Source organism: Paramicrobacterium salitolerans (assembly GCF_051513965.1).
Taxonomy (GTDB): domain Bacteria; phylum Actinomycetota; class Actinomycetes; order Actinomycetales; family Microbacteriaceae; genus Paramicrobacterium.
Genome location: NZ_CP195847.1, coordinates 1,768,376 through 1,794,685, shown reverse-complemented (window position 1 = coordinate 1,794,685; position 26,310 = coordinate 1,768,376). Strand labels below are relative to the sequence as shown.

The following is a 26,310-nucleotide window of genomic DNA, read 5'->3' as shown; positions in this document are numbered from 1 at the left end:
GGGCGGCGTGACGGCTTTCCCTGGCCATCGAAGCGCCAGGATGGGAAAGGAAAACTCTCCAGTGACAGACGCAGGAATCCGCGCAGACGGCGCGGACCGCGGCAAAGACCTCGCCACGCTCAAGGTGGCCGAGCTGCAGAAGCTCGCCGCCGGACTCTCGATTCCCGGAGCTTCCAAGCTCCGCAAGGGGGAGCTGGTCGCCGCGATCGCAGAGAAGCAGGCTGCGGGCAGTGCACCGCATGCAGCGAAGGACGCCGAAGAGCAGAGCGCTCCCGAGTCGAAGACTCCGAGCCGCGGTACGCGGTCTCGTCGTGTGTCGACCGATACGATCGAGTCATCGACACCTCTCGCTGCCTCGGGGCATGTGAACTCCGACCAGGAGGCGCAGATCCCCACGACGCCGGAGCAGGCCGCTGAGGCCGTTCTCGATGCGGCGCTCTCCGATGCAGAGAAGCGCGCTCACGAGCGTCGCGCTCCGAAGAAGGATGCCGCGCAGGCGGAGTCCTCTGAGGGCGCCAAGCAGGGCGATGGCGACTCCGATCGTGGCTCAGACGACCAGGGTGGTCAGAAGAACGGCGGGAAGCGCGGTGGCCGCCGTCGCGGTCGCAAGAACGACGATGACACGGATGCCGCCGAGAGCTCGCCCGAGGGCCGTGGCGACCAGGGCGGTCGCAAAGACGGCAAGGACGGAAACGGCAAGGGCGGTCAGAAGAACAGCCACAAGGACGAGTCGAAGAAAGACGAATCCGACAGCCGTCACAAGGACGAGAGCTCTGACTCCGGTGAGGGGGACGACAAGCAGCGTCGTGGACGCGGCCGAGGCCGGAACCGTGGGGGAGACTCTGGAGGTGACGACCGTCAGCAGAACCGTGGCGACGACCGTCAGCAGAACCGTGGCGACGACCAGAGCGGTCGAGGCCGGAACCGGTACCGTGATCGCAAGCGCGGTCGCTCCGACGAGGTCGAGCCGGAGATCACTGAGGACGACGTGCTCGTCCCGATCGCGGGCATCCTCGACGTTCTTGACAACTACGCCTTTGTCCGCACGACGGGCTACCTCCCGGGCGCAAACGACGTTTACGTGTCGCTCGGCCAGGTGAAGAAGTACAACCTGCGCAAGGGTGACGCGATCGTGGGCGCTGTTCGACAGCCCCGCGAGGGCGAGAACAACTCGCGACAGAAGTACAACGCGCTGGTCAAGATCGATACCATCAACGGTCAGTCGACGGACGAAGCGGCCGAGCGGGTGGAGTTCGGCAAGCTCACTCCGCTGTATCCGCAGGAGCGCCTGCGGATGGAGACGGAGCCAGGCAAGCTGACGCAGCGGCTCATCGATCTGGTCTCACCGGTCGGCAAGGGACAGCGTGGACTCATCGTCGCGCCGCCGAAGGCCGGCAAGACCATCGTTCTTCAGCACATCGCGAACGCGATCGCGACGAACAACCCTGAGGTCCACCTCATGGTCGTGCTCGTGGACGAGCGTCCTGAGGAAGTCACGGATATGGAGCGTACGGTCAAGGGCGAAGTGATCGCCTCGACATTCGACCGTCCTGCCGAAGACCACACGACAGTCGCGGAGCTCGCAATCGAGCGGGCCAAGCGTCTCGTCGAACTCGGCCACGATGTCGTCGTGCTGCTCGATTCGATCACACGACTCGGACGGGCCTACAACATCTCGGCTCCGACGAGCGGACGAGTGCTCTCGGGCGGCGTCGACGCTGCAGCGCTGTATCCGCCGAAGCGCTTCTTCGGTGCGGCCCGCAACATCGAGAACGGCGGTTCGCTGACCATCCTGGCGACTGCGCTCGTCGAGACCGGATCGAAGATGGACGAGGTCATCTTCGAGGAATTCAAGGGAACCGGAAACTCCGAGCTCCGACTCTCGCGTCAGCTCGCGGACAAGCGGATCTTCCCGGCGATCGACGTCAACGCATCCTCCACGCGCCGCGAGGAGATGCTGCTCGGGCAGGACGAAGTGAAGGTGACGTGGAAGCTGCGACGTGCCCTCGCCGGACTCGATACTCAGCAGGCACTTGAGGTCATCCTCAGCAAGCTTCGTGAGACATCGTCAAACGTTGAGTTTCTCGTGCAGATGCAGAAGTCGATTCCCCAGCCGTCGTCGCACGGTCACGGAAGCGACCGCGAGCACCGCTAGCTGACCTGAACCCGTCTGCTCCGCGCCTACGATAGTTGTGCGCAGAGCAGACGGGTTTCGTCGTTTCACCCATCTACGAGACGGAAGAAGACATGTTTGAGTCAGTCCAGGCGCTGATCGATGAGCACAAAGAGCTGCAAGATCAGCTGGCCGATCCCGCTGTGCACGCGGATCCCGTCCGCTCGAAGAAGATCAACCGCCGTTACGCGGAGCTCTCGAAGATCCTCGCCGCGCACTCAGCGTGGCTGAGCGCGAATGACGACCTCGAGGCGGCTCGTGAGCTGGCAAAGGAAGATGACGCGTTCGCGGATGAAGTGCCTGCGATGGAAGAGCTTGCAACAGAGGCTGAGGAGAAGCTTCGCCGTCTGCTGATCCCGCGGGACCCGGATGATGGACGTGACGTGATCATGGAGATCAAGGGTGGCGAAGGCGGTGCGGAGAGTGCGCTCTTCGCGGCGGACCTTCTGCGGATGTACATCCACTACGCAGAGTCGAAGGGATGGAAGACGGAGCTTCTGGAGCGTGACGAGTCTCATCTCGGGGGCTATAAGAACGTCCAGGTTGCGATCAAGAGCTCGTCGAATGATCCTGAGGATGGCGTGTGGGCGCACCTCAAGTATGAGGGTGGCGTGCATCGCGTGCAGCGTGTTCCGGTGACCGAGTCGCAGGGTCGCATCCACACGTCCACAACGGGCGTGCTTGTCTTCCCCGAGGTCGATGAACCTGAGGAAGTCGAGATCGCCCAGAACGACCTTCGCATCGATGTCTATCGCTCGTCGGGACCGGGGGGACAGTCGGTGAACACGACGGACTCGGCCGTGCGCATCACTCACGTCCCGACGGGAATCGTCGTCTCAATGCAGAACGAGAAGAGTCAGATTCAGAACCGCGAAGCGGCGATGCGCGTTCTTCGCGCACGGCTTCTCGCAAAGCAGCAGGAAGAGCTTGAAGCCGCCGCCTCGGATGCGCGAAAGAGCCAGATCCGCACGATGGACCGTTCAGAGCGGATTCGCACATACAATTTCCCGGAGAACCGGATCGCCGACCACCGCACGGGATACAAGGCATACAACCTCGATCACGTGATGAACGGGGACCTGGGCCCCGTCATCGACTCGTGCATCCAGTCGGACGAGGAAGCCCGCCTCGCCGAGCTCGGAGACAACAGCTGACGCGTCGTCAGATCTGGTAGTCGGGTTCCGTGAGCCCGTAGTGCTGCCCGGCAACGCGAGGTCGTGACTTCGCGGGCACGCCGACGAGCACGCTCTGCGGCTCGGCATCCTTGGTCACGACGGCATTTGCGCCGACGATGCAGCCGTTCCCGACCACGATGGGTCCGAGGATCTTCGCGCCGGCGCCCACGGTGACGCCGTCTCCGATCGTCGGGTGACGTTTGCCTTTGCCGCCGCCCTTGCCGCCGAGAGTGACTCCGTGATAGAGCATGACGTCATCTCCGATCACCGCGGTCTCACCGATCACAACACCCATGCCGTGATCGATGAAGAAGCGACGGCCGATTCGGGCTCCCGGATGGATCTCGATTCCGGTGATCGAGCGTGCAAGCTGCGAGCCGATGCGTGCCGGCACGCGCAGCCCACGGCGCCACAGACGGTGGTTCAATCGGTGAAGCCAAATTGCGTGCAGCCCGGAGTACACCACGGCGATCTCGAGCGCTCCCCGCGCAGCGGGGTCATGGACTCGAGCCGCCGTGATGTCCTCACGGAACCGCTTCCAGAACGACATCTCAGTCGCGAAGGTCCTCGTAGAGGAAGGTCGAGATGTAACGCTCGCCGAAGTCCGGAACGATGACGACGATGTTCTTTCCGTCGTTCTCGGGCCGCGCCGCGACCTGTAGCGCTGCCCATACTGCGGCACCAGAAGAGATGCCGGCGAGGATGCCGTCCTTGGTGGCGAGATCACGTGCTGTGCTGACGGCATCATCGGTCTCGACAGTGACGATCTCGTCGTAGATGTCGGTGTCGAGGATGCCGGGGATGAAGTTCGCGCCGAGCCCCTGGATCTTGTGAGGACCAGCCGTGCCCTCACTGAGAATCGGGGAGTCCTTCGGCTCTACCGCGACGACTTTGACATCGGGATTGTGCGCCTTCAGCGCGCGGCCTGCACCGGTGATCGTTCCTCCGGTGCCGATTCCGGAGACGAGGATGTCGACCGTGCCGTCGGTGTCGCGCCAGATCTCCTCGCCCGTGGTGGTGCGGTGGATCTCTGCGTTCGCCTCATTCTCGAACTGACGAGCGAGAATTGCGCCCGGAGTCTCCGATGCGATCTCCTCGGCCTTCTTAACCGCGCCGCGCATACCCTCGGAGGGGTCGGTGAGTACGAGTTCGGCACCGAATGCGCGAAGCAGGACTCGCCGTTCGATGCTCATGGAAGACGGCATGCTCAGCACGACGCGATATCCGCGAGCGGCACCGGCCGCGGCCAGCGCGATTCCCGTGTTGCCGCTGGTGCCCTCGACGACGGTTCCGCCCGGTTTCAGGTCTCCGGACTTCTCTGCAGCATCCAGAATCGCAATGCCGATTCGGTCCTTCACACTGCCGGCGGGATTGTAGAACTCGAGCTTCGCGTGGACCTTGGCCGACACATCGGCGGCCGTGCGCCCAAGCGTGACGAGAGGCGTGTTTCCGAACGCCTCAGTGATGTTTGAGTAGGTCTTTCCTGCCACGGGTTCTCCTCGGCTCGATTGGGGTGGGTTGTCGTGTTGAGACTATCCGCGTGATTCCCTTGAACGGCCAGTATGACGATTCGAGTCATGATCTGGCTAGGCTGGTCTGGTTCCGAATCTCTGGAAGGGTGTCGCCTTCATGACCCACTCGCACCTTACCGTTCCCGCGGTCCTCGATGCGTCAGCGCGGATGCTCGCCCAGTCGGGCATCCTCGACGCCGACGTCGACGCGGAGCTGCTGCTCGGGCATGTGCTCGGGCTCGGGCGCGGTGAGGTGCAGGCGGCTCGCGTTACGTCTCGACCACTGAGTGCGACTGAGGCCGATCGTGTGGCTGAGCTTGTCCTGCGTCGCTCGACGAGAGAGCCGCTTCAGCACATCACGGGAACCGCAGGCTTCCGGGGACTTGAACTCCGTGTCGGTCCAGGTGTCTTCGTGCCGCGTCCCGAGACGGAGTACGTGACGCAGATCGCCGTCGACGCTCTGCGCGCGATTCCCGACTCTGAGCCTGTCGCCGTCGATCTCTGCACGGGGAGCGGTGCGATCGCGCTTGCGCTCGCGACGGAGATCACAACCGCGCGTGTGTACGCGGTCGAGAATGATGTGGATGCCTTCATCTGGGCGACTGAGAATGCGAAGCTCATCGGCGCTGACAACCTGACGTTGGTCTTCGACGATCTCGCCGATTCACTGGAAGAGCTTGACGGCACGGCATCCCTTGTCATCTCCAATCCCCCCTACGTTCCGAACGGCGCCGTCCCCATCGACCCGGAGGTGCGCTTCTACGACCCTGACGCGGCCCTGTACGGAGGGGACGACGGACTCGATGTCGTGCGGTCTCTTTCAACGACGGCTCTCAGGCTCCTGCGTCCCGGCGGCTCACTCGTGATCGAGCACGGTGAGTTGCAGGGGGAGGCGATCCGCGCACTCCTCACCGCGGACGGCTGGCGAGCGGCGGCGACGTTCCCCGACTTCACGATGCGCGATCGCGCGACGACCGCTGTACGCCCATGACCACGGACACTCTGACGGCGGAATGCCTCCGCGCATGCGGAGAGCTCCCATCCGTCACGCTGTAGAATCGCTGACGATGTCGAAGGTATACGACAGCTCTGTGGACTCAGAGCTTCTCACTGGTATGCGACTCGCTCGAGCGTCCCTCGGACGCGGCGAGCTCGTCGTTCTCCCCACGGACACCGTCTACGGCATCGCCGCCGACGCGTTCAACCCGGCGGCCGTCCAGCGGCTCCTCGACGCGAAGGGTCGCACACGTCAGCAGCCGCCGCCGGTGCTCGTGCCCGGCACAGACACACTGACAGCTCTCGCTTCTGTCGTCCCTCCGCTCGTGTCGGAGCTCGTCGACGCCTTCTGGCCCGGTGGGCTCACCATCATCCTGCCCGCACAGGCGAGTCTCGTCTGGGATCTCGGGGAGACCGAGGGGACGGTGGCGCTGCGCATGCCAGATCACGAGATCACTCTCGAGATCCTTCGAGAGACGGGCCCGCTGGCTGTCTCCAGTGCGAACAAGACCACGATGCCTGCAGCGACGACGTGCGAGGACGCCCTCGAGATGCTGGGTGACGACGTGGAGATCTACCTCGACGCCGGTCAGGGGAACACGGTCGCCTCGACCATCATCGACGCCACAGCATTGACGACTGACGACGGGCTCGCGCGCGTTCTCCGTGACGGCGTCATCACCCGCGACCAGCTGCGTGAGGTCCTCGGCGACAGACTCGCGGACGACTGAGGCGGCCCATGCGACAGTATGCGCTCATCGCACTCGCCGCCATGATCATCACCTGGGTGCTCTCACTCGCGGTCTACCGGTTCGCGCTCCGGTTCAAGCTCTACCCGCCGATCCGCGACCGTGATATGCACTCGCGCCCGACCCCGAGGCTCGGGGGAGTGGCGATGTTCTTCGGCGTCACTGCGGCCATCGCGATCGCATCGCTCAACCCGTTCTTCCGGGTGATCTTCGATGACCCGGGGCCGATCCTCGCGATTCTCGGCGCAACGCTTCTGATCGTCGTGCTCGGAATCGTCGATGACCTCATCGACCTCGACTGGATGATCAAACTGGCCGGTCAATTCCTCGCCGCGGGGCTCATCGCCTGGCTGGGTGTGCAGATCTACTCGCTGCCGATCGGCGGCCGCACTGTCGGGTCGAGCTGGATGTCGTTCGTGATGACGGTCTTCACGATCGTTCTCGTCATGAACGCCATCAACTTCATCGACGGCCTCGACGGTCTCGTGGCTGGCGTCGCGCTCATCGCCAACGGAGTGTTCTTCGTCTACGGGTACCTGCTTGTGCAGGTCACGAGCCCGTACAACTTCTTCAATCTCTCGCTCCTGATCTCCGCGGTGCTCGTTGGGGTATGCGCAGGCTTCCTCCCGATGAACTGGCATCCGGCGAAGATGTTCATGGGCGATGCCGGCGCTCTTCTCGTGGGCCTCCTCATGGCCTCCTCCGCGATCGCGATCACCGGGCAGATCGATCCATCGGCAATCGAGGTGGGCGGCAGCACAGGCCAGCTCGGCAGCTCGCAGCTCGTCGGTGCGTTCATCCCTCTTCTTCTCCCGTTCACGATTCTCATCGTTCCGCTTCTCGACTTCGGGCTGGCTGTATTTCGACGTCTGCGGGCCGGCAAGAGCCCGTTCAGCGCGGACCGCCTGCACCTGCATCACCGGCTCATCGACATGGGGCACACGCAGATGCACGCCGTTCTGATCTTCTACGCGTGGACCGTCGTGCTCTCCGTACCTTGCCTCTTCCTCTTCATCTTCGACTCGTACTGGTACGCGCTCGGCTTCTTCGTCGTGGGTGTCGTCACCTGCACGGCAGCCACGTTCGCACCGCTCGGCAAACGGAAGCGCCGCGAGGTTGCGGCACAGCTCACACCCGATGAGGAGACCAGCGAAGAGCAGCGTGAGTACGATCCTCTAGACACAGCTGAGCACAGCGCAGGCGCTTCTCCTCGCACGCGACCAGAAGGACATTCGTCATGAACTCCAACCCCGTCTTCCGCGCCAGTCTTGTCTGGGGTGCGACGATCACAGCGGCAATCGCGATTCTCGGAGGAGCGATCGGCCTCATCGTGGATGGCCCGCGCGGAATGATCAGCGGACTCCTCGGCGCGGTTGTGGCACTCGTCTTTCTGAGCGTCACCGCGGTCAGTATCCTTCTGGCGAATCGCAAAGCGGGGAGCGACCTGTTCGTCCCGATCTTCTTCGCAAGCGTCATGGGCGGCTGGCTCGTGAAGTTCATCGTGTTTCTCGTACTCGCCTGGCTGATGAAGCAACAGCCATGGGTGAACGACACGATCTTCTTCCTGTCAGTGATCGCGGGCGTCGTCGGATCGCTGGTCGTCGACGGGTTCGTCGCCGCGAAAGTCCGTGTCGCGAATGCGAGCGACGTTACATTGCCGGGCGAACAAAATGACGAGAAATAGGCACTTCTACGATTCGTAGAAACCTCGAAGCTTTGCTAAGGTTATGGGAGATTATCCCTGCCAATTGAGCGCCTCCGGGCGCCGGTAAGGCGTCTTTCCCACCGATCGAACGTAGCGTGAGCTCTGCTCATTGCTCTGATATTCAGGAGATAGCGCTGATAGCGAACGCTGTGAACCTGCTCGTGCCAACCGCCGACGATGGTGGATTCCACTCTCCTTCGATCGACGAGTTCTTCCCGGATGTGCTGTTCTTTGCCGGCACTCCGTTTGAAATCAACCGGATCATCCTGATCCGCTTCATCGCGGTCATCGCGGTCGTCCTGCTCTTCTGGCTCGGGACACGCCGCATGAAGGTCGTCCCCGGGCGCTTCCAGAGCCTCGTGGAGATGGGCCTCGACTTCGTTCGAGTGAACATCGCAGAGGATCTGCTCGGCAAGAAGGATGCAAAGCGATTCCTCCCGATCCTGGCGACCATGTTCTTCATGGTGCTGGCGATGAACCTCACTGGTATCGTCCCGGGCCTGAACATCGCTGGGACGTCCGTCATCGGTGTCCCGCTCGTGCTCGCGATCGTATCGTGGTTCACGTTCGTCTACGCGGGCATCAAGAAGAGCCCGACGAAGTTCCTGAAGAACTCACTCTTCCCCGCAGGCGTGCCGTGGCCCGTCTACTTCGTCGTGACCCCGATTGAGTTCATCTCGACGTTCATCATCCGTCCCGTCACGCTGACGCTTCGTCTCATGATGAACATGGTCGTGGGCCACCTGCTGCTGGTGCTGTTCTTCGCAGCGACGCAGTTCTTCATCGTCTCGCTCAGCGGCTGGTTCACCGCGCTCGGCGTGTTCACGTTCGCTTTCGGGCTCGCGTTTACGCTGTTCGAGGTGCTTGTCGCGGTACTTCAGGCTTATATCTTCACCATTCTCACCGCGGTCTACATCCAGCTCGCGGTCGCCGAGGAACACTAACCGGGCACGGCAACCGCCTGCTCACCATCACGGAAGGAAAACACGTGGACGCAACAACCGTTCTCGCTGCACTCAACGGAAACATCGCAACGGTCGGTTACGGCCTCGCTGCAATCGGTCCGGCTATCGGCATCGGCATCGTCGTCGGCAAGACGATCGAGGGCGTCGCTCGTCAGCCCGAGCTCGCCGGCAAGCTGCAGGTTCTGATGTGGATCGGTATCGCCTTCACCGAGGCTCTCGCATTCATCGGTATCGCGACCTACTTCATCTTCGTTTAGTCCTCTTTCACCATTCGTAAGGAGGAATGATGCTCAACACACTCGTACTCGCCGCGGAGGGGGAGTCGGCTCCAAACCCGATCCTGCCCGCGTCATACGACATCATCTGGTCTGCGGTGTGCTTCGTCATCGTCCTGGTGGTCTTCTGGAAGGTTGCCCTTCCGAAGCTCTACACCATGCTTGACGAGCGTGGTGCCGCGATCGAGGGCAACATCGCGAAGGCGGACGAGGCCCAGCGCAAGGCTGAAGCGGCGCTCGAGGAGTACACTGCTCAGCTCGCCGATGCTCGCGCAGAGGCAGGCCGTATTCGCGAGGGCGCACGAGAAGACGGCAAGAAGATCGTTTCGGAAGCCAAGGAACAGGCGACTGACGAGGCCGCGCGCATCACTGCGAGCGCTCACGCTCAGATCGAGGCCGAGCGCCAGTCGGCTCTCGTGTCGCTCCGAAACGAGGTCGGCTCGCTCGCTCTTGGACTCGCCAGCAACGTCATCGGTGAGTCGCTGAGCGATGACAAGAGGGCGACGGCGGTCGTCGACCGCTTCCTCGCAGATCTCGAAGCATCCGAAACGACAGCAGCAGGGAACAAGTAATCAGCAATGGGTAGCGCAACTAGAGAAGCTCTCGCTCAGTCGGTGAAGGCGTTGGACGCCTCCGGCGGTTCCGTCGACCTCGCCGCTGCGGCGTCGCTGCTCGGCGCGGGGCGGGTCCTTGAGGGATCCGCGCAGCTGCGCACGCTGCTCGCTGACCCTGCTGTGGATGCTGAGACCAAGAGCCAGGCGATCACTCGTGTGTTCGAGGGCCGTCTGGGCGAGGTCGCCACGTCGCTGCTTCAGACGATCTCGTCTTCGCGGTGGTCCAACGCTGACGATCTGCTGGCCGGCATCGAAGAGGTCGGCATTCGTGCTGCGGCGATCAGCTCTCCGGACGCGCCCATCGAGTCTGAGCTCTTCCAGTTCGGCCGGGTCGTGAATGAGAACGCGGACCTCGAACTCGCACTCAGTGCGAAGCTCGGGGACCCGGCTCGCAAGGCTGACGTTGTCGAGCGCCTCCTCTCCGGCAAGGCATCGGATGCGACAGTCGTCATCGTGAGCCATCTGATCACGCAGGCGCGGGGCCGTCGGGTCGGCAAGCTGCTGAGTGAGGCGTCGTCAATCGTCGCTGATCAGCGCGGCCGGATCGTCGCAACCGTTACGAGTGCGGCGCCGCTGGACGAGGCTCGGCTTGCTCGCCTCGGGGAACAGCTGAAAGCGACGTATGGTCGAGACGTCACCTTCAACGTCGTCATCGATCCTGCGCTCGTCGGCGGTATTCGGATCCAAGCCGGCGACGACGTCATCGACGCCAGCATCGCCGCTCGACTCGGTGACCTGAAACTCAAGCTCGCCGGGTAGACCGGTTTCACAACTTATCGGGGAAGACCCCCGGCAAAGATAGGGAAGAAGATGGCAGAACTTACGATCAGCCCCGATGAGATCCGGGATGCTCTCAAGGACTTCGTCTCAGCATATGAGCCTGAGAAGGCTTCGAAGACTGAGGTTGGATACGTGACCGATGCCGCGGACGGTATTGCTCACGTTGAAGGCCTGCCTGGTGTCATGGCGAACGAGCTGATTCGCTTCGCGGACGGCACACTCGGACTTGCCCAGAACCTGGATGAGGATGAGATCGGTGCGATCGTCCTCGGAGAGTTCACGGGAATCGTCGAGGGTATGGAAGTGACCCGGACGGGCGAGGTTCTCTCCGTCCCGGTCGGTGATGGCTACCTGGGCCGCGTTGTCGACCCGCTGGGCAACCCGATTGACGGCCTTGGCGACATTGCGACCGACGCGCGTCGTGAGCTTGAGCTCCAGGCGCCTGGCGTCATGCAGCGTAAGAGCGTTCACGAGCCGCTGCAGACCGGTATCAAGGCGATCGATGCCATGATTCCGGTCGGTCGTGGCCAGCGTCAGCTCATCATCGGTGACCGCCAGACGGGTAAGACGGCTCTCGCGATCGACACGATCATCAACCAGAAGGCCAACTGGGAGAGCGGCGACCCCACGAAGCAGGTCCGCTGCATCTATGTCGCAGTGGGGCAGAAGGGTTCAACGATCGCGTCCGTGAAGGGTGCGCTCGAGGACGCCGGAGCGCTGGAGTACACGACGATCGTGGCTTCACCGGCATCCGACCCCGCAGGCTTCAAGTACCTCGCTCCGTACACTGGATCGGCCATCGGCCAGCACTGGATGTACGACGGCAAGCACGTGCTCATCGTCTTCGATGACCTCTCGAAGCAGGCAGAGGCGTACCGTGCTGTTTCGCTTCTTCTGCGCCGTCCGCCGGGGCGTGAGGCATACCCCGGTGACGTCTTCTACCTTCACTCGCGTCTTCTCGAGCGTTGCGCAAAGCTCTCCGACGAGCTGGGCGCCGGATCGATGACCGGACTTCCGATCATCGAGACGAAGGCGAACGACGTGTCGGCGTATATCCCGACGAACGTGATCTCGATCACCGATGGACAGATCTTCCTGCAGTCGGACCTCTTCAACGCCAACCAGCGACCGGCTGTCGACGTCGGTATTTCGGTGTCGCGTGTCGGTGGTGACGCACAGGTCAAGAGCATTAAGAAGGTTTCGGGAACTCTGAAGCTTGAGCTGGCTCAGTACCGTTCGCTTGAGGCCTTCGCAATGTTCGCGTCGGACCTCGACGCGGCAAGCCGTCGTCAGCTGGAGCGCGGTGCCCGACTGACCGAGCTGCTCAAGCAGCCTCAGTATTCGCCGTACCCGGTTGAGGAGCAGGTCGTGTCCATCTGGGCAGGAACCAACGGCAAGCTCGACACGGTGCCGGTGGAGGATGTATTGCGCTTCGAACGCGAGCTTCTCGACTACCTCCGTCGCAACACCTCCGTGCTCGACGAGCTGCGCGAGACGAACGTGCTCTCCGATGAGAACATCTCGACGCTCGACTCCTCGATCGACACGTTCATCTCCGAGTTCCAGACCGCCGACGGCTCCACTCTGGAGGAAGTCGTGGAGGAGCTTCCTGAGGAGGACGTGAACCAGGAGAAGATCGTCAAGGGACGTCGATAGTCCATGGGTGCACAGCTTCGGGTCTATACGCAGAAGATCAAGTCTGCGCAGACCACAAAGAAGATCACCAAGGCGATGGAGCTGATCGCCGCGTCCCGCATTGCCAAGGCGCAAGCGCGGGTCGCGGCCTCCGGCCCGTACTCGCGGGCGATCACGAGGGCTGTGTCGGCGGTTGCTACCTACTCAAACGTCGATCACGTTCTGACGACGGAACCCGAGAAGGTCACGAGAGCAGCGGTCGTCGTCCTGACGAGTGACCGCGGTCTTGCAGGCCCCTTCAACTCACAGGTGCTCCGTGAGAGCAGTGAGCTGACGGAGCTTCTGCGGGGGCAGGGCAAAGAGGTTATCCACTACCTGTATGGGCGAAAGGCTGTCGGCTACTTCCAGTTCCGCAAGTTCCCCATCGCGGGCCAGTGGATCGTCAACGCCGAATCGCCAGAGTTCAGCACAGCGCAGGAGATCGCGAAGACCGTGCTCGAAGCGTTCGCCGCGGATGCCTCCGAGGGCGGGGTCGATGAGATCCACATCGTCTACAACAAGTTCGTCAGCATGATGACGCAGACCCCCGAGGTCGTGCGTCTTCTGCCCCTCGAAGTCGTCGAAGGAGTTGAGGAGCCCGCGGAGAGCGAGGTTCTTCCCCTGTACGAGTTCGAGCCTGATGCCGAGAGCGTGCTGGACGCGCTGCTTCCGGTGTACATCGAGAGTCGCATCTTCAACGCCATGCTGCAGTCGGCGGCCGCAAAGCACGCGGCGACGCAGAAGGCGATGAAGTCGGCGAGCGACAACGCGGACAAGCTGATCACGGACTACACACGCCTGCGCAACAACGCGCGTCAGGCTGAGATCACCCAGCAGATTTCAGAGATCGTCGGCGGAGCCGACGCCCTGTCTGCGTCCTAAGAGCTTCGAACACGAAGAGAGAAGAAAGAGCTATGACAGACACTGCCACCGCTCCCGAGCAGGCGGACAAGGCGGCCGGTGCGATCGGCCGCGTTGCCCGTGTCACCGGGCCTGTCGTGGACATCGAGTTTCCGCACGACTCGATTCCCGGCATTTACAACGCACTGACCACTGAGATTACGATCGGCGGCGAGCGCCAGCGCATCACCCTCGAGGTCGCTCAGCACCTCGGCGACGACCTGGTTCGCGCTATTGCTCTTAAGCCGACCGACGGCATCGTTCGCGGGCAGGATGTCGTCGACACGGGAGAGCCGATCTCGGTTCCCGTCGGCGACATCACCAAGGGCCGTGTGTTCAACGTCACCGGCGAGGTTCTGAACGCTGAGCCCGGCGAGCAGATTGAGATCACCGAGCGCTGGCCCATTCACCGCAAGGCCCCGGGCTTCGACCAGCTTGAGTCGAAGACTCAGATGTTCGAGACCGGCATCAAGGTGATCGACCTCCTGACCCCGTACGTTCAGGGTGGAAAGATCGGTCTGTTCGGTGGTGCAGGTGTCGGTAAGACTGTTCTCATCCAGGAGATGATCCAGCGAGTCGCTCAGGATCACGGCGGTGTGTCGGTGTTCGCCGGTGTCGGTGAGCGCACGCGTGAGGGCAACGACCTGATCCACGAGATGGACGAAGCGGGCGTCTTTGACAAAACCGCGCTTGTCTTCGGTCAGATGGACGAGCCGCCGGGGACGCGTCTTCGTGTCGCGCTTTCGGCGCTGACCATGGCGGAGTACTTCCGTGATGTTCAGAAGCAGGACGTGCTGCTGTTCATTGACAACATCTTCCGCTTCACGCAGGCTGGCTCCGAGGTTTCGACCCTTCTGGGACGTATGCCTTCCGCTGTGGGTTACCAGCCCAACCTCGCGGATGAGATGGGTGTGCTCCAGGAGCGCATCACGTCGACCCGCGGCCACTCGATCACGTCTCTCCAGGCGATCTACGTGCCGGCCGACGACTACACGGACCCGGCGCCCGCCACGACGTTCGCCCACCTTGACGCGACAACTGAGCTGTCTCGTGAGATCGCATCGCAGGGTCTGTATCCCGCAGTGGATCCGCTGACGTCGACGAGCCGTATTCTCGACCCGCGCTACCTCGGTGAGGACCACTACCGCGTCGCCACCACGGTGAAGCAGATTCTGCAGAAGAACAAGGAGCTTCAGGAGATTATCGCGATCCTCGGTGTCGACGAGCTCTCCGAAGAGGACAAGATCACGGTCGAGCGCGCTCGTCGTATCCAGCAGTTCCTCTCGCAGAACACCTACATGGCGAAGAAGTTCACCGGTGTCGAGGGATCGACGGTTGCGCTCAAGGACACCATCGAGTCCTTTGACGCGATCTGCAAGGGTGAGTTCGACCACGTCGCCGTCCAGGCGTTCTTCAACGTCGGTGCGATCTCTGACGTTGAAGAGAAGTGGGCTCAGATTCAGAAGGAGAACGGCTAGTCATGGCGGAGCGTTCGCTGCAGGTCAGCGTCGTCGCGGCCGACCACGAGGTGTGGTCGGGCTCGGCGAAGCTGGTCGTCGCCAAGACCGTCGAAGGTGAGATCGGTGTCATGGCCGGACACGAACCGATGCTCGCGATCCTCGCTCAGGGCGAGGTGCGGGTGACGACCGTCGGCGGTGAGAAGATCATCGCCAAGGCGGACGACGGCTTCCTGTCAGTCGAGAACGACACGGTCTCGGTCGTCGCCGGCAACGCCTCGCTCGTTAAGTAACCCTCTTCTCTCTGTTCGAACGCCCCGTGCTAGTCCTGCTGCCTCCGTCCGAGACGAAGCGCACAGGCGGCACGGGGCGTTCGCTGTCTTCCGCCGGGTTGAGCTTTCGCTCGCTTTCAGCTACGCGCGATCGCGTCATTCAATCATTGATCGAGCTGTCGCGCGACGAAGACGCCTCGGTCAAAGCCCTGAAGCTGGGTCCTAAGCAGCGAGGCGAAGTGGCGATCAACCGGATGCTCGAGGGCTCGCCGACGATGCCCGCGATCGACCGTTACACGGGAGTGCTGTTCGACGCGCTCGATGCGGGCTCGCTGACAGACAACCAGCGCGATTTCGCGCATAAGCACGTTGTCATCCACTCAGCGCTCTTCGGACTGTTGCGTGCTCTAGACGAAATTCCCGCCTACCGTCTGTCTCACGGCTCGCGTGTGCCGGGAGTGAGCATGAAGAAGACGTGGAAGCCTGTTATTTCTGCTGAGCTTAGGGAGCACGACGGGCTCATCCTTGATCTCCGCTCCGAAGGCTACGCCGATCTCGGCCCGGCGCCGGACCGCATCGGTTCACACTACGTGCGCGTCCTCTCCGCGGGAGAAGACGGTCGGCGTCGAGCCTTGAACCACTTCAACAAGAAGGCAAAAGGCACGTTCACGCGTTCACTCATTCAAGCGGACGTCGAGTTCGCGGACGTGCCCGAGCTGATCTCGTGGGCATCAGGTGCGGGGTACTCGATGGAGATGCTCGAGAACGGCGAGATCGCGCTTATCGTCTGAGTTCCCGGTCATACATCGGCAGCCTCCTCGAGGTCGAGAAGCCAGCGCTTCACGGCGAGGCCGTTCGAGCCGGAGTAACCCGTCAGTCGTCCCCGACTCGACACCACACGATGACTCGGGATGAGCAGCGGGATAGGATTCGCCGCGATGGCGCGTCCGACAGCGCGACCGCCTCTCGAGCCGACAGCGCTGTAGCCCAGCTCGGCGTAGGTGACGACCGAGCCATACGGTACGAGTCCGAGGCCGTCCCAGATGGCCTTCTGATACGTCGTACCTCCTGGCTTAAGCGCGACATCGAAGCTTCGCCGGTAGCCGGAAAAGTACTCGGACAGCTGCAGAGCGGCATCATCGAGCACACGATCTGTGCGGCGAGGCAGATCATCGTGGGGGAGACTCCCTTCGTCCTCGATCGATAACGATGTGACAGCTGAGCCATCGCCGGTAAGTTCGACCCGCCCGATGGGAGTCTCCAGAACGGCAAGGTATTCGGGTATGTCAAAAACAGGTAGTTCCATGGCGGAGACGATACGAGGCAGATCCTCGTCGCTCTCCCAGCCTCATGCGAGCTGTGGACGAGCGCCGCTTCTGCACAGGTGTGGACGAGGAATCGAACGTTTGGCATCCCCTGTCGTCCACAGGGAGTGCGTACAGGGTGTGATTCCACAGCGTCCAACGGCGACCGACTTCATCGGGAACACTGTCGCCCATGACCTCACCTACACGCGTCACACTTGCATCAGCCGCCGAATTCCTTTCTCTTGTGCCCGCGCTCGTGGGCATGGAGCCCACCGAGTCCATCGTGTGCGTTGCTTTCCAGCACAACCGGACTCATGGGGCTGTCCGCCTCGACCTCGGCGGGTTTCTTAACCCGGACACTCGCCACGACGCAACAATGGTGGCGGTGAAGACGGTCACTCGAATTCCGCGCGTCACGGGTGTCGCTGTCATCGTATACACCGATCAGACAGCAACAGCGCTGGAGGGCCCTCCATGCGCCGAGATAGCACGAGAACTCAGCGAGGCATTCGCGGGACTCGACATCGATATCATCGAGCGACTGTGGCGGGCTCACCGTGAGTGGGGCTCCTATGAACTTCCGACTGATATCCGGTCCTGCGACGAACTGAGTATCCCGGCCGGGGTGCCGGAGGTGGCTGTCCTGGACGTCGCGACCGAGACGAGAATGCCGAAGGTCGCCGCCCATGAACGCGATGCTGTCTTGACCGCCGCAGACCGGTTCAGGGCTGACGTCGAGGACGAGCCCATCTCAGACGACGAACTGATAATCGGATCGTGTGATCTTCTCGATCCCGTGGCACTGTCGCGTACCCTCGGGCGACTCGCGGATGAAGATGCGGAGATCGGAGCTGACGATCTCGGACTCGTCGTGACAATGCTCGAGAGCGGGCGTCTGAGGGACGTCATGACCTACAGCTGGGCGTGGGGCGAAGGACCCGCAGCGCACCTGTGGACACGCCTCGTCTACCCGGAGAGCTTCAACGCTCCCGAGGATGATGATCCGTGGATGTACGCACTCGGTGGCCGTATCGAAGTGCGTCCCGATGTCGCGCGGCTTCGGAGAGCCATCGAACTGCTCAAGCGAGTGAGTGCGATTCTGCCTGAGTGCGATCGAGCGCCGGCGCTCACCGTCATCACCTGGTGCTATTGGGCGCTTGGGCTGGCAAGTATCGCAGATGTCTGGCTGCGAAGGGCGGCCGCTTCTGACCCCACCTACTCGTTCGCGAACATCATGAGAATGATGCTCGACGGCTGTGTGATGCCCGATTGGGCATTCTTCGACCCAGGGGAGCTGCGCAACGTGAATGCTCAGGCTGATTAGACGTCTGTCGCGTGGGCCGGTTTGCCCGATGAACCGGTACTATTACACGCTAGGACGTTGTATCCGAGCGTCTGGATGCGACCGAAAGGCAAGACGTGTCAGAACCCACCACGTTCACGGATTCCCGGCCCGTGACGGTAGGTGGTGACGATCTCATTCTCCGATGGGGCGCCGTCACCCACGTGGGCCGTAAGCGAGAGGTCAATCAGGATGCCGTCATGGGCGAGTATCCGATCTTCGCAGTCGCTGACGGGATGGGCGGCTATGCGGCAGGTGAACTCGCGAGCGCTGCTGTTGTGAAACGGCTCACCGCCCTCGCACAGTCCGGTGAGGCGATCGAGCCAGAGAAAATCGAACTGGCCCTTCGCGATGCGGTGACAGACCTTGCGGCGGAGGACGACATCGACGTGGGAACCGGCACGACCGTGACCGGTGTTGCGCTGACGACCGTCGAGGGCACGGCGACGTGGACGATCTTCAACATCGGAGATTCTCGCGTCTACCTCCAACAGGATGGTGAACTTCAGCAGATCACCACCGACCACTCCGTCGTGCAGGAGCTCGTCGCCATCGGGGCTATCTCCCCGAATGATGCCGAGAATCACCCGCAGGGGAACGTCATCACTCGGGCTGTTGGCTTCACGGAAGATCCTGTTCCCGACTATCTCTACCGGCGGGTCGAGGCGGGAACGCGTTGGGTCATCTGCTCCGATGGTCTTACGAAGGAGCTCACGGACTACGGCATCCTTCACTTCCTTGAGCGTGGCCCCGACCCTCTGGACGCGGCGACACTCATGGTGGAAGCAGCGGTCGAGAACGGCGGCCGTGACAACGTGACCGTTCTTGTGCTCGATGTGGTCGCCCCAGATGATGCAGAGACGAAGGTTTCTGACGCGGTCTGATCGTCCACAGCCGATGCGTTGAGGCATCAATCCACACCCTGCGATGCGATGAAGCGGCGGGCTAGCATCCTCTGGTGTTCTTGATTCATGCCTGTGCTTGAGAAAGTCCGACTACCTGCTGCTCCGACTCCGCCCAATCGTGCTCCGTTTCCGCTCATGGCGAGTATCGCCCCCGTCATCGCAGCCGGAGCTATTTGGCTGATCACGCACTCACCGTATGTGCTGATGTTCGCGATACTCGGCCCGGTCATCGCCATCGCGGGAATGCTCGACAACCGAATTTCAGGTCGCCGCAAGATGAAGCGTGATTCACGTGAGTATGACGAGAAGCTTGCAGAGGTCACTGAGGAGATCAGGCACGAACACAGCATCGAGCGTTCGATGCGGCTCGCGCAGACACCGACCGCACGTGAGGTGCTGGACGACGATGAACGTCTCACTCGGTGGCGTGCCCGTGGAGACCGACGGCGTCGCATCGTGCTCGGCCTTGGCGATCGGCCGAGCGCCATTGAGCTTGCAGGAGCGGTCGATGATCCCGCTCACGACGAGCTGCGCCGATCGGCAGCGCTCCTTGAACATGCGCCCTGCACGGTCGATGGCATTGACGGCATCGGAATCATCGGGCCGCTCACACTCGCGCGCGCTGTGTGCCGGGGATATCTCGTGCAGCTCTGTCAGGCGACTGCGCCGGGAGCGCTTCGCATCAGTTCACTTCCGGAGGAAGCATGGGAATGGGCACATGATCTCCCGCACGCTCGAGTAGATGGAGAGACGGCAGTCACGGTGCGGGTCGTGGAAGATCCAGCTGCTCCCGCAGCGCCCGCCGACATCACCCTCGCGATAGGAGCGGACGTCGATTCCGTCCCGGCAGAGTGCACCGAGATCGTGAAATGCGTAACGCCGGCCGATGGCTCCTGGACGAGTGCAGACGAACCAGCGAGGAAGCGTGAGCTTCGCATGCATCCGATCACTGAGACCGCAGCACGTCAGTTCGTGGCGGAGCTTGTTCAGCAGGCGGAGGAATCAGGCATCCTCACCTCTCACGGCGAGCCTCCGGAGCAGGTCGAGTGGTGCGAGCTGCCGAATGAAGAGCTCACCTCGCCGACGCAGGTTGTTCTCGGTCGATCGGGTACCGGAGCCGTCTCGGTCGATCTCGTCGAGCATGGCCCGCATGCAGTGATCGGCGGCACGACAGGCAGCGGGAAGAGCGAACTGCTTGCGAACTGGGCGTTGAGCCTCGCATCTCGAAACACTCCACAGGACCTTGCTCTTCTTCTCGTCGATTTCAAGGGTGGCGCGACGTTCGCACCGTTGCAGAAGCTCCCGCACGTGGTGGGCGTGATCACGGACCTTGATCCGGCCGGGGCGACACGTGCCCTCGAGAGTCTCAAAGCTGAGGTTCTTCATCGTGAGCGAGCGTTGCGAGAGCAGGGTGTGACGGATGCTGCAGAGGCACACGGCCTCGGTCGACTCGTGATCATCGTGGATGAGTTCGCGACGATGCTCGACGGCTTCCCCGAACTGCATGCCCTATTTGTCGACATCGCCGCGCGAGGGCGGTCGCTGGGCATGCATCTCATTCTGTGCACGCAGAGGCCGACGGGAGTGGTGAAGGACTCTCTCCTGGCGAACTGCACTTTGAGGATGAGCCTTCGGGTCAACAACCGCGCGGACAGCCTTGCAGTGATCGGGGTAGACACAGCCGCGCGACTCCCGGTCAATCCTCCCGGCCGTTGCGTGGTCGATGTGCCGGACCGGGAGCCTACGATCATCCAGGTCGCTCGCATCGATCCGTCCGACATCGACTCCGTTTCAACCGAACATGAGGCGGACCCCGTTCCGCGGCGTCCGTGGCTCGATCCTCTTCCTGATTGCGTTCCGCTCGAGGAGCTTCCTCGATCAGTCGATTCGTTCGTCTTGGGCATGCGGGATCTGCCGCGCGAACAGAGACAGGAGCCTGCAACATGGCGGCCCGACCATGACGGCGCCCTGCTCGCGCTCGGTTCAGCTCGGACCGGTCGAAGCACACTGATCGCGGCCTTGGAAGCGCAGACGGGAGAGCGCTGGCAGGTCTCAGTGCTCTCCCGGGATCTCGAAGCGGCGTTTGACGAGATGGAGCAGTGGGCTGAGGGGACCGCGACGGCGGGGGAGAACAGCAAGCATCGCGGGACCGTGCTCGCGATCGACGACCTGGACGCGATCATCAGTGAGCTGTCGGATGCCGACACTGATTACTTCCTGTCACTACTGACCAGGCTGCTTCGCACCGGTCCGCGCATGGGGCTCTGGGTCGCAGCCACTGCACAGCGACTCTCGCACGGGCTCGGCTCGCTGGCTGCGCTGTTCGGCTCAGTGCTCATGCTTCGCCTCGGTTCGAGGCAAGAGCATATCCTCGCGGGCGGGGACAGCGCGACATTCGATGACGAGCGACGGGCTGGCAGCGCGACATGGAACCGCGACGTGGTTCAGCTCGCGTGGACCGAGGGTCCCCCGCGCGAAGAACGGCCGATCGAGCCCTCAATGCTGACACTGTCGCCCGATGAGACCGTGCTCGTCAGTTGCGCACGACCGGTGCTGACCGCGAGGAGCCTGCGCACGCAGTACCCGGACGCACACGTGCTGACACTGTCACCGACCGATATGCGTCCGGACGAGCTGGGGACGGGCCAGACGATCCTCGTGGGTGACTCGGACGCGTGGCAGACCAACTGGTCGCTACTCGCATCGCTCCGAACGACAGCGACCGTTGTCGTCGAATCGTGCAGCCTCGCTGAGTATCGGGCGATAACGAGGTCGCGTACGCGACCGCCGTATCTGCACCGCGAGCCAGGACGTGCCTGGAGGATCGCGGCAGACGGCGTGGTCACTCGCTGCAGGCTGTGATCAGCCGATCAGAGAGGACAGGGGAGTGAACTCAAGATCGTGAGCGCGAGCAACAGGCTCGCAGACGAGAGTGCCCGCGTGCACATTGACGCCCTTTGCGAGTGCAGGATCCTGAGCGGCCGCAGATTGCCAGCCGCCCTGCGCCACAGCCCGAACGTAGGGGAGTGTGGCATTGGTCAGGGCATGCGTTGAGGTGTGCGGAACAGCTCCCGGCATGTTCGCTACGCAGTAGAAGATCGACTCGTGAACTCGGAAGGTCGGCTCGTCGTGCGTCGTCGGATGGCTGTCCTCGAAGCATCCGCCCTGATCGATCGCGATGTCCACGAGCACGCTGCCGGGGCGCATTCTCCGGACGAGATCGTTGGTGACCAGCTTGGGAGCTTTGGACCCCGGAATGAGAACGGAGCCGATCACGAGGTCTGCCCGTGTGACGGCCGCATCGACCTCCAGCGCGTTCGAGGCCACGGTCTCCACTCGCCCATTGAAGATCGCATCGATCTCGCGTAGCCGCTCAAGGTTAGTATCGAGAACGGTGACGTGCGCACCCAAACCCGAAGCGACCTGCGCCGCGTTGGTTCCAGCGACCCCACCGCCGAGAACGGCGACGTTCGCGGGATGCGTCCCAGGCACCCCGGGAACGAGGAGACCCGGACCTCCGGCCGGCTTGAGGAGGGTGTGTGCGCCGACAATGGCGGCGAGCCTGCCCGCGACCTCGCTCATCGGAGCAAGCAGGGGAAGCGAGCGGTCGTCACGCTGGACTGTCTCGTACGCAAGAGCGGTCGTCCCCGAAGCGAGGAGCGCGCGTGTGAGGTCTCCGTCAGCGGCAAGGTGAAGATACGTGAAGATGACGAGATCGTCTCGGAAATAGCGGTACTCGCTCGCGATCGGCTCTTTGACCTTGAGAATGAGCTCGGCATCGTTCCACAGAGCATCAACGTCGGGCTCGACGTGAGCACCGGCATTCGCATACGCCTCATCGGGAATCGACGAGCCCTCACCGGCCCCCTCCTGAACCGTCACGCGGTGGCCGGCCGCGATCAGGTCGTGAGTGCCGGCGGGCGTGAGGGCGACGCGGTACTCGTTGTTCTTGACTTCAGCTGGTACTGCAATCCGCATGGTGCTCCTCGCTGTGCACGTTCTGCCGGCATGGTGGTCTGACTGCCAGCCTACGTCTCCGCGGTGCGCGGAGGACGCCGGAGGACGGCTCGGGGCGCTCGCCGCCTCTCAGAGCGTCGGTGAGACGGCAATCTCACCCACGTCGGCACCGCCGCCTGTGATTCTGAGTCCGAGTTCGGGGAGCAGGGCGTCCACGTCATCACGAGGAAGCGCCCCCGCACGGACCAGCAGTTCGAGTCCCACGAGCGTGGCGGCGCGGCCGCTCCCGTCGAGCATCTTGAGCGCAACGGTCGTGCCGTCCTTCGCGGCCATGACCATGACCCCTTCGGCGCCGAGTTTCGCAAACACTCCGAGGCGCTCGATCACAAGGGTGTTGGGCGTGCCCGGCCCCTGGATCCCCCAGGCATCCTCCAGCACTGCGTCGACCAAAATGCCCGCGTTTCGATAGATGGCGAACGGCGAGGACGCCGAAGACGTGCGGAGCCGCGCGACGCCCCGGGCGAGTCCCGCGAGCGAGACGGCGAAGACAGGAGCACCGCAGCCGTCGGTCGCGACAGCCGCGGGTTTCTCGCCCGTGAAGCGCTCGACGGTGTCGAGCGCAGCGCGCTGCATGGGGTGGTCAGGATGGAGGTAGCTCGCGGTGTCCCAGCCGTTCGCCGCGCACGCGAGGAGCATGGCGGCGTGTTTGCCTGAGCAGTTCATCGCGATGCGCTGCTGGCCCACGCCCTGACGAATCATCTCAGTGCGAGCCTGCTCGTCCTGAGGCCACGCGGGCGGGCACTTGAGAGCGTCCTCTGTGAGCCCCGCGGTGGCGAGCATGGCACGCACCGTCGACATGTGCTTGAAGGTTCCGGTGTGGCTGGCTGTGGCCAGGACGGCATGCGCTCCGTTCAGCTGCACCCCGGAGTTCATCACGGCGATCGCTTGGAACGGCTTGAGAGAGGAGCGGGGGAAGACCGGAGAAGCCGGAGCGCCGATGGAGCGTTGAACGTCACCGTGCTGGTCGAGCACGATCGCAGAGCCGATGTGGCGTGACTCGATGAAGCCCGATCTGACGACGACCGCGAGCTCCTGCGCCTCATCCGCTGTGAACGTGCCCTGCTGTGTCAATGTGACCTCCTGTGCTGATGCGTGCCTCCCCAAGGTTACTCTGGCCGCCGCTGTGGGATGATCCGTGTATGGCGTCGACACACCGTTACACGGCATCCGTGACCTGGACCGGCAATCGGGGAACCGGGACCTCCGGCTATCGCGACTACGCTCGACATGTCCTCGTCGAAGCCGAGGGCAAGCATGACATCAGCGCCTCAGCAGATCGGACGTTCCACGGCGATGCAGATCGGTGGAACCCGGAGGAGTTCTTCCTCGTCGCGCTCTCGCAGTGTCATATGCTGTCGTATCTTCACGCGGCTGTGCGCGCGGGAATCACGGTGACCTCGTACCGAGACGCCCCGAAAGGCACGCTCACGGTCGACTCTGACGGCGCTGGTCGCTTCACAGAGGTCGTGCTGCGACCGGAACTGACAATCACACGCGAATCGGATGCCGAGGCCGCTCGTCTCGCGCACGATGAGGCGCATCGGATGTGCTTCATCGCGAACTCCGTGACTGTGCCCGTCGCCGTCGAACCCGAGATTCGGTTCGACGATTGACACCGGGTGCAGGGGCCGGGCGGTGTGGTCAGATGCGCTCGTGAGGAAGAACCGCCTGCTTGAACTTCTCAACACGGCTCGCGGGAGGAGCCTCATTGTAAGAACCGGCCAGCTCCTGGCCCGTGAGTGCATGGATAGCGCTCATGACCTCGTCGGTCGCCTGCCGACGTGCTCGCCCTGACGTCGCAGGGCCGTGCTGGCTGAGGTCGAGCGGAGCGCCGAACTCGATCGTGACGGGACGTCTGCGCGGCAGTTTCGCGCCCACCGGCATCATGGTCTCCGTGCCTTTCAGCCCGACCGGGACGACAAGCGCACCGGTGGTGAGCGCGAGCCATGCGACTCCGGTGCGGCCCTTGTACAGTCGGCCGTCTAAGGAACGTGTGCCTTCCGGGTAAATAGCGAATGCGCTGTCGTTCTCTAAGATCTCGCGCCCTTGGTCGAGGGCGGTCTGTGCGGCGTGACCCGCTCCGCGCACGACTCCTACAGCGCCGATCGACGAGAAGAATGTCCGAGTGACCCATCCGCGGAACCCTCGCCCGGTGAAGTAGGTCGACTTCGCGAGAAACTGGACCGGTCGCGGCGCACAGACCGGGATGGCGATGCTGTCGATGAATGACAGGTGGTTGCTCGCGAAGATGACCCGGCCGGTCTTGGGGACGTTGTGACGCCCGAGAACAGTCGGCCGATAATAGCCGCGGACCAGCGGCGTGAGGATGAACCGGCCGAGCCGATACGTGAAACCAAGCTTGGCTGCGTGTGCGGATTCCGTCGTGCCTGCATCTGTCACCCTCCGACGCTAACGACGTCTTCATTCCGTCAGCGGAATGAAGTGTGTCGGGAATTCTCGGAGAAAGGTGCGGCAGACTGTAGGAGTACCCGAATCTCTGCAGGAAAGAGCCAAACACTCGTGCGCCTACGTAGCCTTGCGGTGTCCGCCGCCGTTGTCACTCTCGCACTCACCGGATGCTCCTCAGAGGAGGCTCCGCAGGCGGCATCGACGACGCCCGCCGCGGAGGTCTGCAAAGACACGGTGTCCGGTGCGGCATCCGAGGCGGTCAGCGTCGCCGGAGAGATGGGAACCGTGCCCGACGTCTCGTTCGACGCGCCCCTCACGGTGAAGAAGACCGAACGCACGATGATCACCGAGGGCACGGGGGATGAGACGGCTCACGGCGATCGCGTGGGCATCGAGGTCTCCCTCTTCAACGCGAAGACCGGTGAGAAGGTGCAGGAGACCTCATACGCAGGAGGGCCGATGCAGGTCGTCGTCTCCGATCAGGCACTGATTCCGGCACTCGTCCGTGCTATCGAGTGCGTGCCGACCGGCTCACGCGTTGTGTCGGTCTCGCCGCCCTCGGACGCGTGGGGCGATCAGGGAAGCTCAGACGGCAAGATCGGCGCCGATGAGGGAATCGTGATCGTGGCTGATGTTGTGTCGATCACTCCTGAGAAGGCAACGGGTGAGGAGCAGGAGGTCGACGCCAACCTGCCGAAGGTGACGCTTGACGACAGCGGCGCTCCGACCGTCGCCATCCCTGACAGGGCCGCTCCTGACGAGTTCCAGCTCGGAGTCCTGAAGAAGGGCGATGGCACCGTCGTCGAGGACGGAGACAGCGTGACCGTGCAGTACCAGGGTGTGAACTGGCGCACGGGCGAAGTGTTCGATCAGAGCTGGGGCGACGCACCGGCTCAGTTCGGCACAGGCCAGGTGATCGCAGGTTTCACCAAGGCTCTGGTCGGTCAGACGGTCGGCAGCCAGGTGATTGCCGTGATCCCACCCGAGGACGGCTACGGTGCGCAGGGGAGTGAGAGCGCGGGAATCAAGGGCGATGACACGCTCGTGTTCGTCGTGGACATCCTCGCCACCTCACGCTGATTCC

Annotated in this window: 26 protein-coding genes; 20 read left to right on the top strand and 6 right to left on the bottom strand. The window is 63.0% G+C overall.

What is annotated here, in order from left to right; translation table 11 throughout:
- Window positions 1-61: 61 nt before the first annotated feature.
- Both rho and prfA read left to right on the top strand, forming a co-directional pair.
- On the top strand, window positions 62-2,155 hold the full coding sequence (gene rho / locus ACSAGD_RS08565) for a transcription termination factor Rho (RefSeq protein ID WP_437582305.1): 2,094 nt from the start codon (window positions 62-64) through the stop codon (window positions 2,153-2,155).
- A 92-nt stretch (window positions 2,156-2,247) separates the two neighbouring features.
- The gene (gene prfA / locus ACSAGD_RS08560; protein ID WP_437582304.1) at window positions 2,248-3,327 is read left to right on the top strand and encodes a peptide chain release factor 1; all 1,080 of its coding nucleotides are present in this window, start codon (window positions 2,248-2,250) and stop codon (window positions 3,325-3,327) included.
- A gap of 7 nt (window positions 3,328-3,334) precedes the next feature.
- Here prfA and epsC read toward each other — a convergent pair whose 3' ends face one another.
- Both epsC and cysK read right to left on the bottom strand, forming a co-directional pair.
- Complete coding sequence (gene epsC / locus ACSAGD_RS08555) at window positions 3,335-3,898, bottom strand: serine O-acetyltransferase EpsC (protein WP_437582303.1); 564 nt, start codon at window positions 3,896-3,898, stop codon at window positions 3,335-3,337.
- 1 nt (window position 3,899) lies between these two features.
- Window positions 3,900-4,838 carry a cysteine synthase A gene (gene cysK / locus ACSAGD_RS08550; RefSeq protein WP_437582302.1) on the bottom strand — a complete coding sequence of 313 codons (939 nt, stop codon included), beginning with the start codon at window positions 4,836-4,838 and terminating at the stop codon, window positions 3,900-3,902.
- A 139-nt stretch (window positions 4,839-4,977) separates the two neighbouring features.
- On the opposite strand from cysK, the gene prmC reads away from it, so the two are divergent.
- The 13 genes from prmC (at window position 4,978) to ACSAGD_RS08485 (ending at window position 16,037) form a co-directional block, all read left to right on the top strand.
- Entirely contained in the window at window positions 4,978-5,850 is an 873-nt protein-coding gene (gene prmC / locus ACSAGD_RS08545) for a peptide chain release factor N(5)-glutamine methyltransferase (protein WP_437582301.1), read from the top strand.
- 76 nt (window positions 5,851-5,926) lie between these two features.
- Window positions 5,927-6,586, top strand: coding sequence for an L-threonylcarbamoyladenylate synthase (locus tag ACSAGD_RS08540; RefSeq protein WP_437582300.1), 660 nt, complete (start codon window positions 5,927-5,929; stop codon window positions 6,584-6,586).
- Window positions 6,587-6,594: 8 nt separating this feature from the next.
- Window positions 6,595-7,845, top strand: a complete 1,251-nt coding sequence (locus tag ACSAGD_RS08535) for an MraY family glycosyltransferase (RefSeq protein ID WP_437582299.1) — start codon at window positions 6,595-6,597, stop codon at window positions 7,843-7,845.
- Window positions 7,842-8,288, top strand: coding sequence for a hypothetical protein (locus ACSAGD_RS08530; protein ID WP_437582298.1), 447 nt, complete (start codon window positions 7,842-7,844; stop codon window positions 8,286-8,288). Before ACSAGD_RS08535 ends, ACSAGD_RS08530 begins: the two co-directional genes overlap by 4 nt.
- 170 nt (window positions 8,289-8,458) lie before the next feature.
- Window positions 8,459-9,253: a F0F1 ATP synthase subunit A gene (atpB, locus tag ACSAGD_RS08525; RefSeq protein WP_437585145.1), complete on the top strand. Its 795-nt coding sequence runs from the start codon at window positions 8,459-8,461 to the stop codon at window positions 9,251-9,253.
- Between the two features lie 44 nt (window positions 9,254-9,297).
- Complete coding sequence (gene atpE, locus ACSAGD_RS08520; RefSeq protein WP_437582297.1) at window positions 9,298-9,531, top strand: ATP synthase F0 subunit C; 234 nt, start codon at window positions 9,298-9,300, stop codon at window positions 9,529-9,531.
- Between the two features lie 29 nt (window positions 9,532-9,560).
- Window positions 9,561-10,121, top strand: a complete 561-nt coding sequence (locus ACSAGD_RS08515; RefSeq protein ID WP_437585144.1) for a F0F1 ATP synthase subunit B — start codon at window positions 9,561-9,563, stop codon at window positions 10,119-10,121.
- A 6-nt stretch (window positions 10,122-10,127) separates the two neighbouring features.
- Entirely contained in the window at window positions 10,128-10,922 is a 795-nt protein-coding gene (locus tag ACSAGD_RS08510; RefSeq protein WP_437582296.1) for a F0F1 ATP synthase subunit delta, read from the top strand.
- A gap of 51 nt (window positions 10,923-10,973) precedes the next feature.
- Window positions 10,974-12,599: a F0F1 ATP synthase subunit alpha gene (gene atpA / locus ACSAGD_RS08505; protein ID WP_437582295.1), complete on the top strand. Its 1,626-nt coding sequence runs from the start codon at window positions 10,974-10,976 to the stop codon at window positions 12,597-12,599.
- Between the two features lie 3 nt (window positions 12,600-12,602).
- Window positions 12,603-13,499, top strand: coding sequence for a F0F1 ATP synthase subunit gamma (locus ACSAGD_RS08500; protein WP_437582294.1), 897 nt, complete (start codon window positions 12,603-12,605; stop codon window positions 13,497-13,499).
- Window positions 13,500-13,531: 32 nt separating this feature from the next.
- The gene (gene atpD, locus ACSAGD_RS08495) at window positions 13,532-14,995 is read left to right on the top strand and encodes a F0F1 ATP synthase subunit beta (protein WP_437582293.1); all 1,464 of its coding nucleotides are present in this window, start codon (window positions 13,532-13,534) and stop codon (window positions 14,993-14,995) included.
- A gap of 2 nt (window positions 14,996-14,997) precedes the next feature.
- Window positions 14,998-15,267 (top strand): F0F1 ATP synthase subunit epsilon, encoded by a 270-nt coding sequence (locus tag ACSAGD_RS08490; protein ID WP_437582292.1) that lies wholly within the window; start codon window positions 14,998-15,000, stop codon window positions 15,265-15,267.
- Window positions 15,268-15,293: 26 nt separating this feature from the next.
- On the top strand, window positions 15,294-16,037 hold the full coding sequence (locus tag ACSAGD_RS08485; RefSeq protein WP_437582291.1) for a YaaA family protein: 744 nt from the start codon (window positions 15,294-15,296) through the stop codon (window positions 16,035-16,037).
- A gap of 8 nt (window positions 16,038-16,045) precedes the next feature.
- Here the strand turns inward: ACSAGD_RS08485 and ACSAGD_RS08480 are convergent, their stop codons facing one another.
- Entirely contained in the window at window positions 16,046-16,552 is a 507-nt protein-coding gene (locus ACSAGD_RS08480; protein WP_437582290.1) for a methylated-DNA--[protein]-cysteine S-methyltransferase, read from the bottom strand.
- A gap of 191 nt (window positions 16,553-16,743) precedes the next feature.
- Here ACSAGD_RS08480 and ACSAGD_RS08475 point away from each other — a divergent pair, with 191 nt between their 5' ends.
- From ACSAGD_RS08475 to ACSAGD_RS08465, 3 genes are all read left to right on the top strand, one after another.
- Window positions 16,744-17,877 carry a DUF4192 family protein gene (locus tag ACSAGD_RS08475; RefSeq protein ID WP_437582289.1) on the top strand — a complete coding sequence of 378 codons (1,134 nt, stop codon included), beginning with the start codon at window positions 16,744-16,746 and terminating at the stop codon, window positions 17,875-17,877.
- A 95-nt stretch (window positions 17,878-17,972) separates the two neighbouring features.
- Window positions 17,973-18,779: a PP2C family protein-serine/threonine phosphatase gene (locus tag ACSAGD_RS08470; protein WP_437582288.1), complete on the top strand. Its 807-nt coding sequence runs from the start codon at window positions 17,973-17,975 to the stop codon at window positions 18,777-18,779.
- A 156-nt stretch (window positions 18,780-18,935) separates the two neighbouring features.
- On the top strand, window positions 18,936-21,662 hold the full coding sequence (locus tag ACSAGD_RS08465; protein ID WP_437582287.1) for an FtsK/SpoIIIE domain-containing protein: 2,727 nt from the start codon (window positions 18,936-18,938) through the stop codon (window positions 21,660-21,662).
- On the opposite strand, the gene ald is transcribed toward ACSAGD_RS08465, so the two are convergent.
- Complete coding sequence (ald, locus tag ACSAGD_RS08460) at window positions 21,663-22,778, bottom strand: alanine dehydrogenase (RefSeq protein ID WP_437582286.1); 1,116 nt, start codon at window positions 22,776-22,778, stop codon at window positions 21,663-21,665.
- 108 nt (window positions 22,779-22,886) lie between these two features.
- A complete protein-coding gene (locus tag ACSAGD_RS08455; RefSeq protein ID WP_437582285.1) occupies window positions 22,887-23,888 on the bottom strand; it encodes an asparaginase in 1,002 nt (333 codons plus the stop codon).
- Between the two features lie 68 nt (window positions 23,889-23,956).
- Here ACSAGD_RS08455 and ACSAGD_RS08450 point away from each other — a divergent pair, with 68 nt between their 5' ends.
- On the top strand, window positions 23,957-24,430 hold the full coding sequence (locus tag ACSAGD_RS08450) for an OsmC family protein (protein ID WP_437582284.1): 474 nt from the start codon (window positions 23,957-23,959) through the stop codon (window positions 24,428-24,430).
- Between the two features lie 28 nt (window positions 24,431-24,458).
- Here the strand turns inward: ACSAGD_RS08450 and ACSAGD_RS08445 are convergent, their stop codons facing one another.
- Window positions 24,459-25,217 carry a lysophospholipid acyltransferase family protein gene (locus tag ACSAGD_RS08445; RefSeq protein WP_437582283.1) on the bottom strand — a complete coding sequence of 253 codons (759 nt, stop codon included), beginning with the start codon at window positions 25,215-25,217 and terminating at the stop codon, window positions 24,459-24,461.
- A 141-nt stretch (window positions 25,218-25,358) separates the two neighbouring features.
- Between ACSAGD_RS08445 and ACSAGD_RS08440 the strand changes: the two genes are divergently transcribed.
- Complete coding sequence (locus ACSAGD_RS08440) at window positions 25,359-26,306, top strand: FKBP-type peptidyl-prolyl cis-trans isomerase (protein WP_437582282.1); 948 nt, start codon at window positions 25,359-25,361, stop codon at window positions 26,304-26,306.
- The last annotated feature ends 4 nt before the right edge of the window (window positions 26,307-26,310 follow it).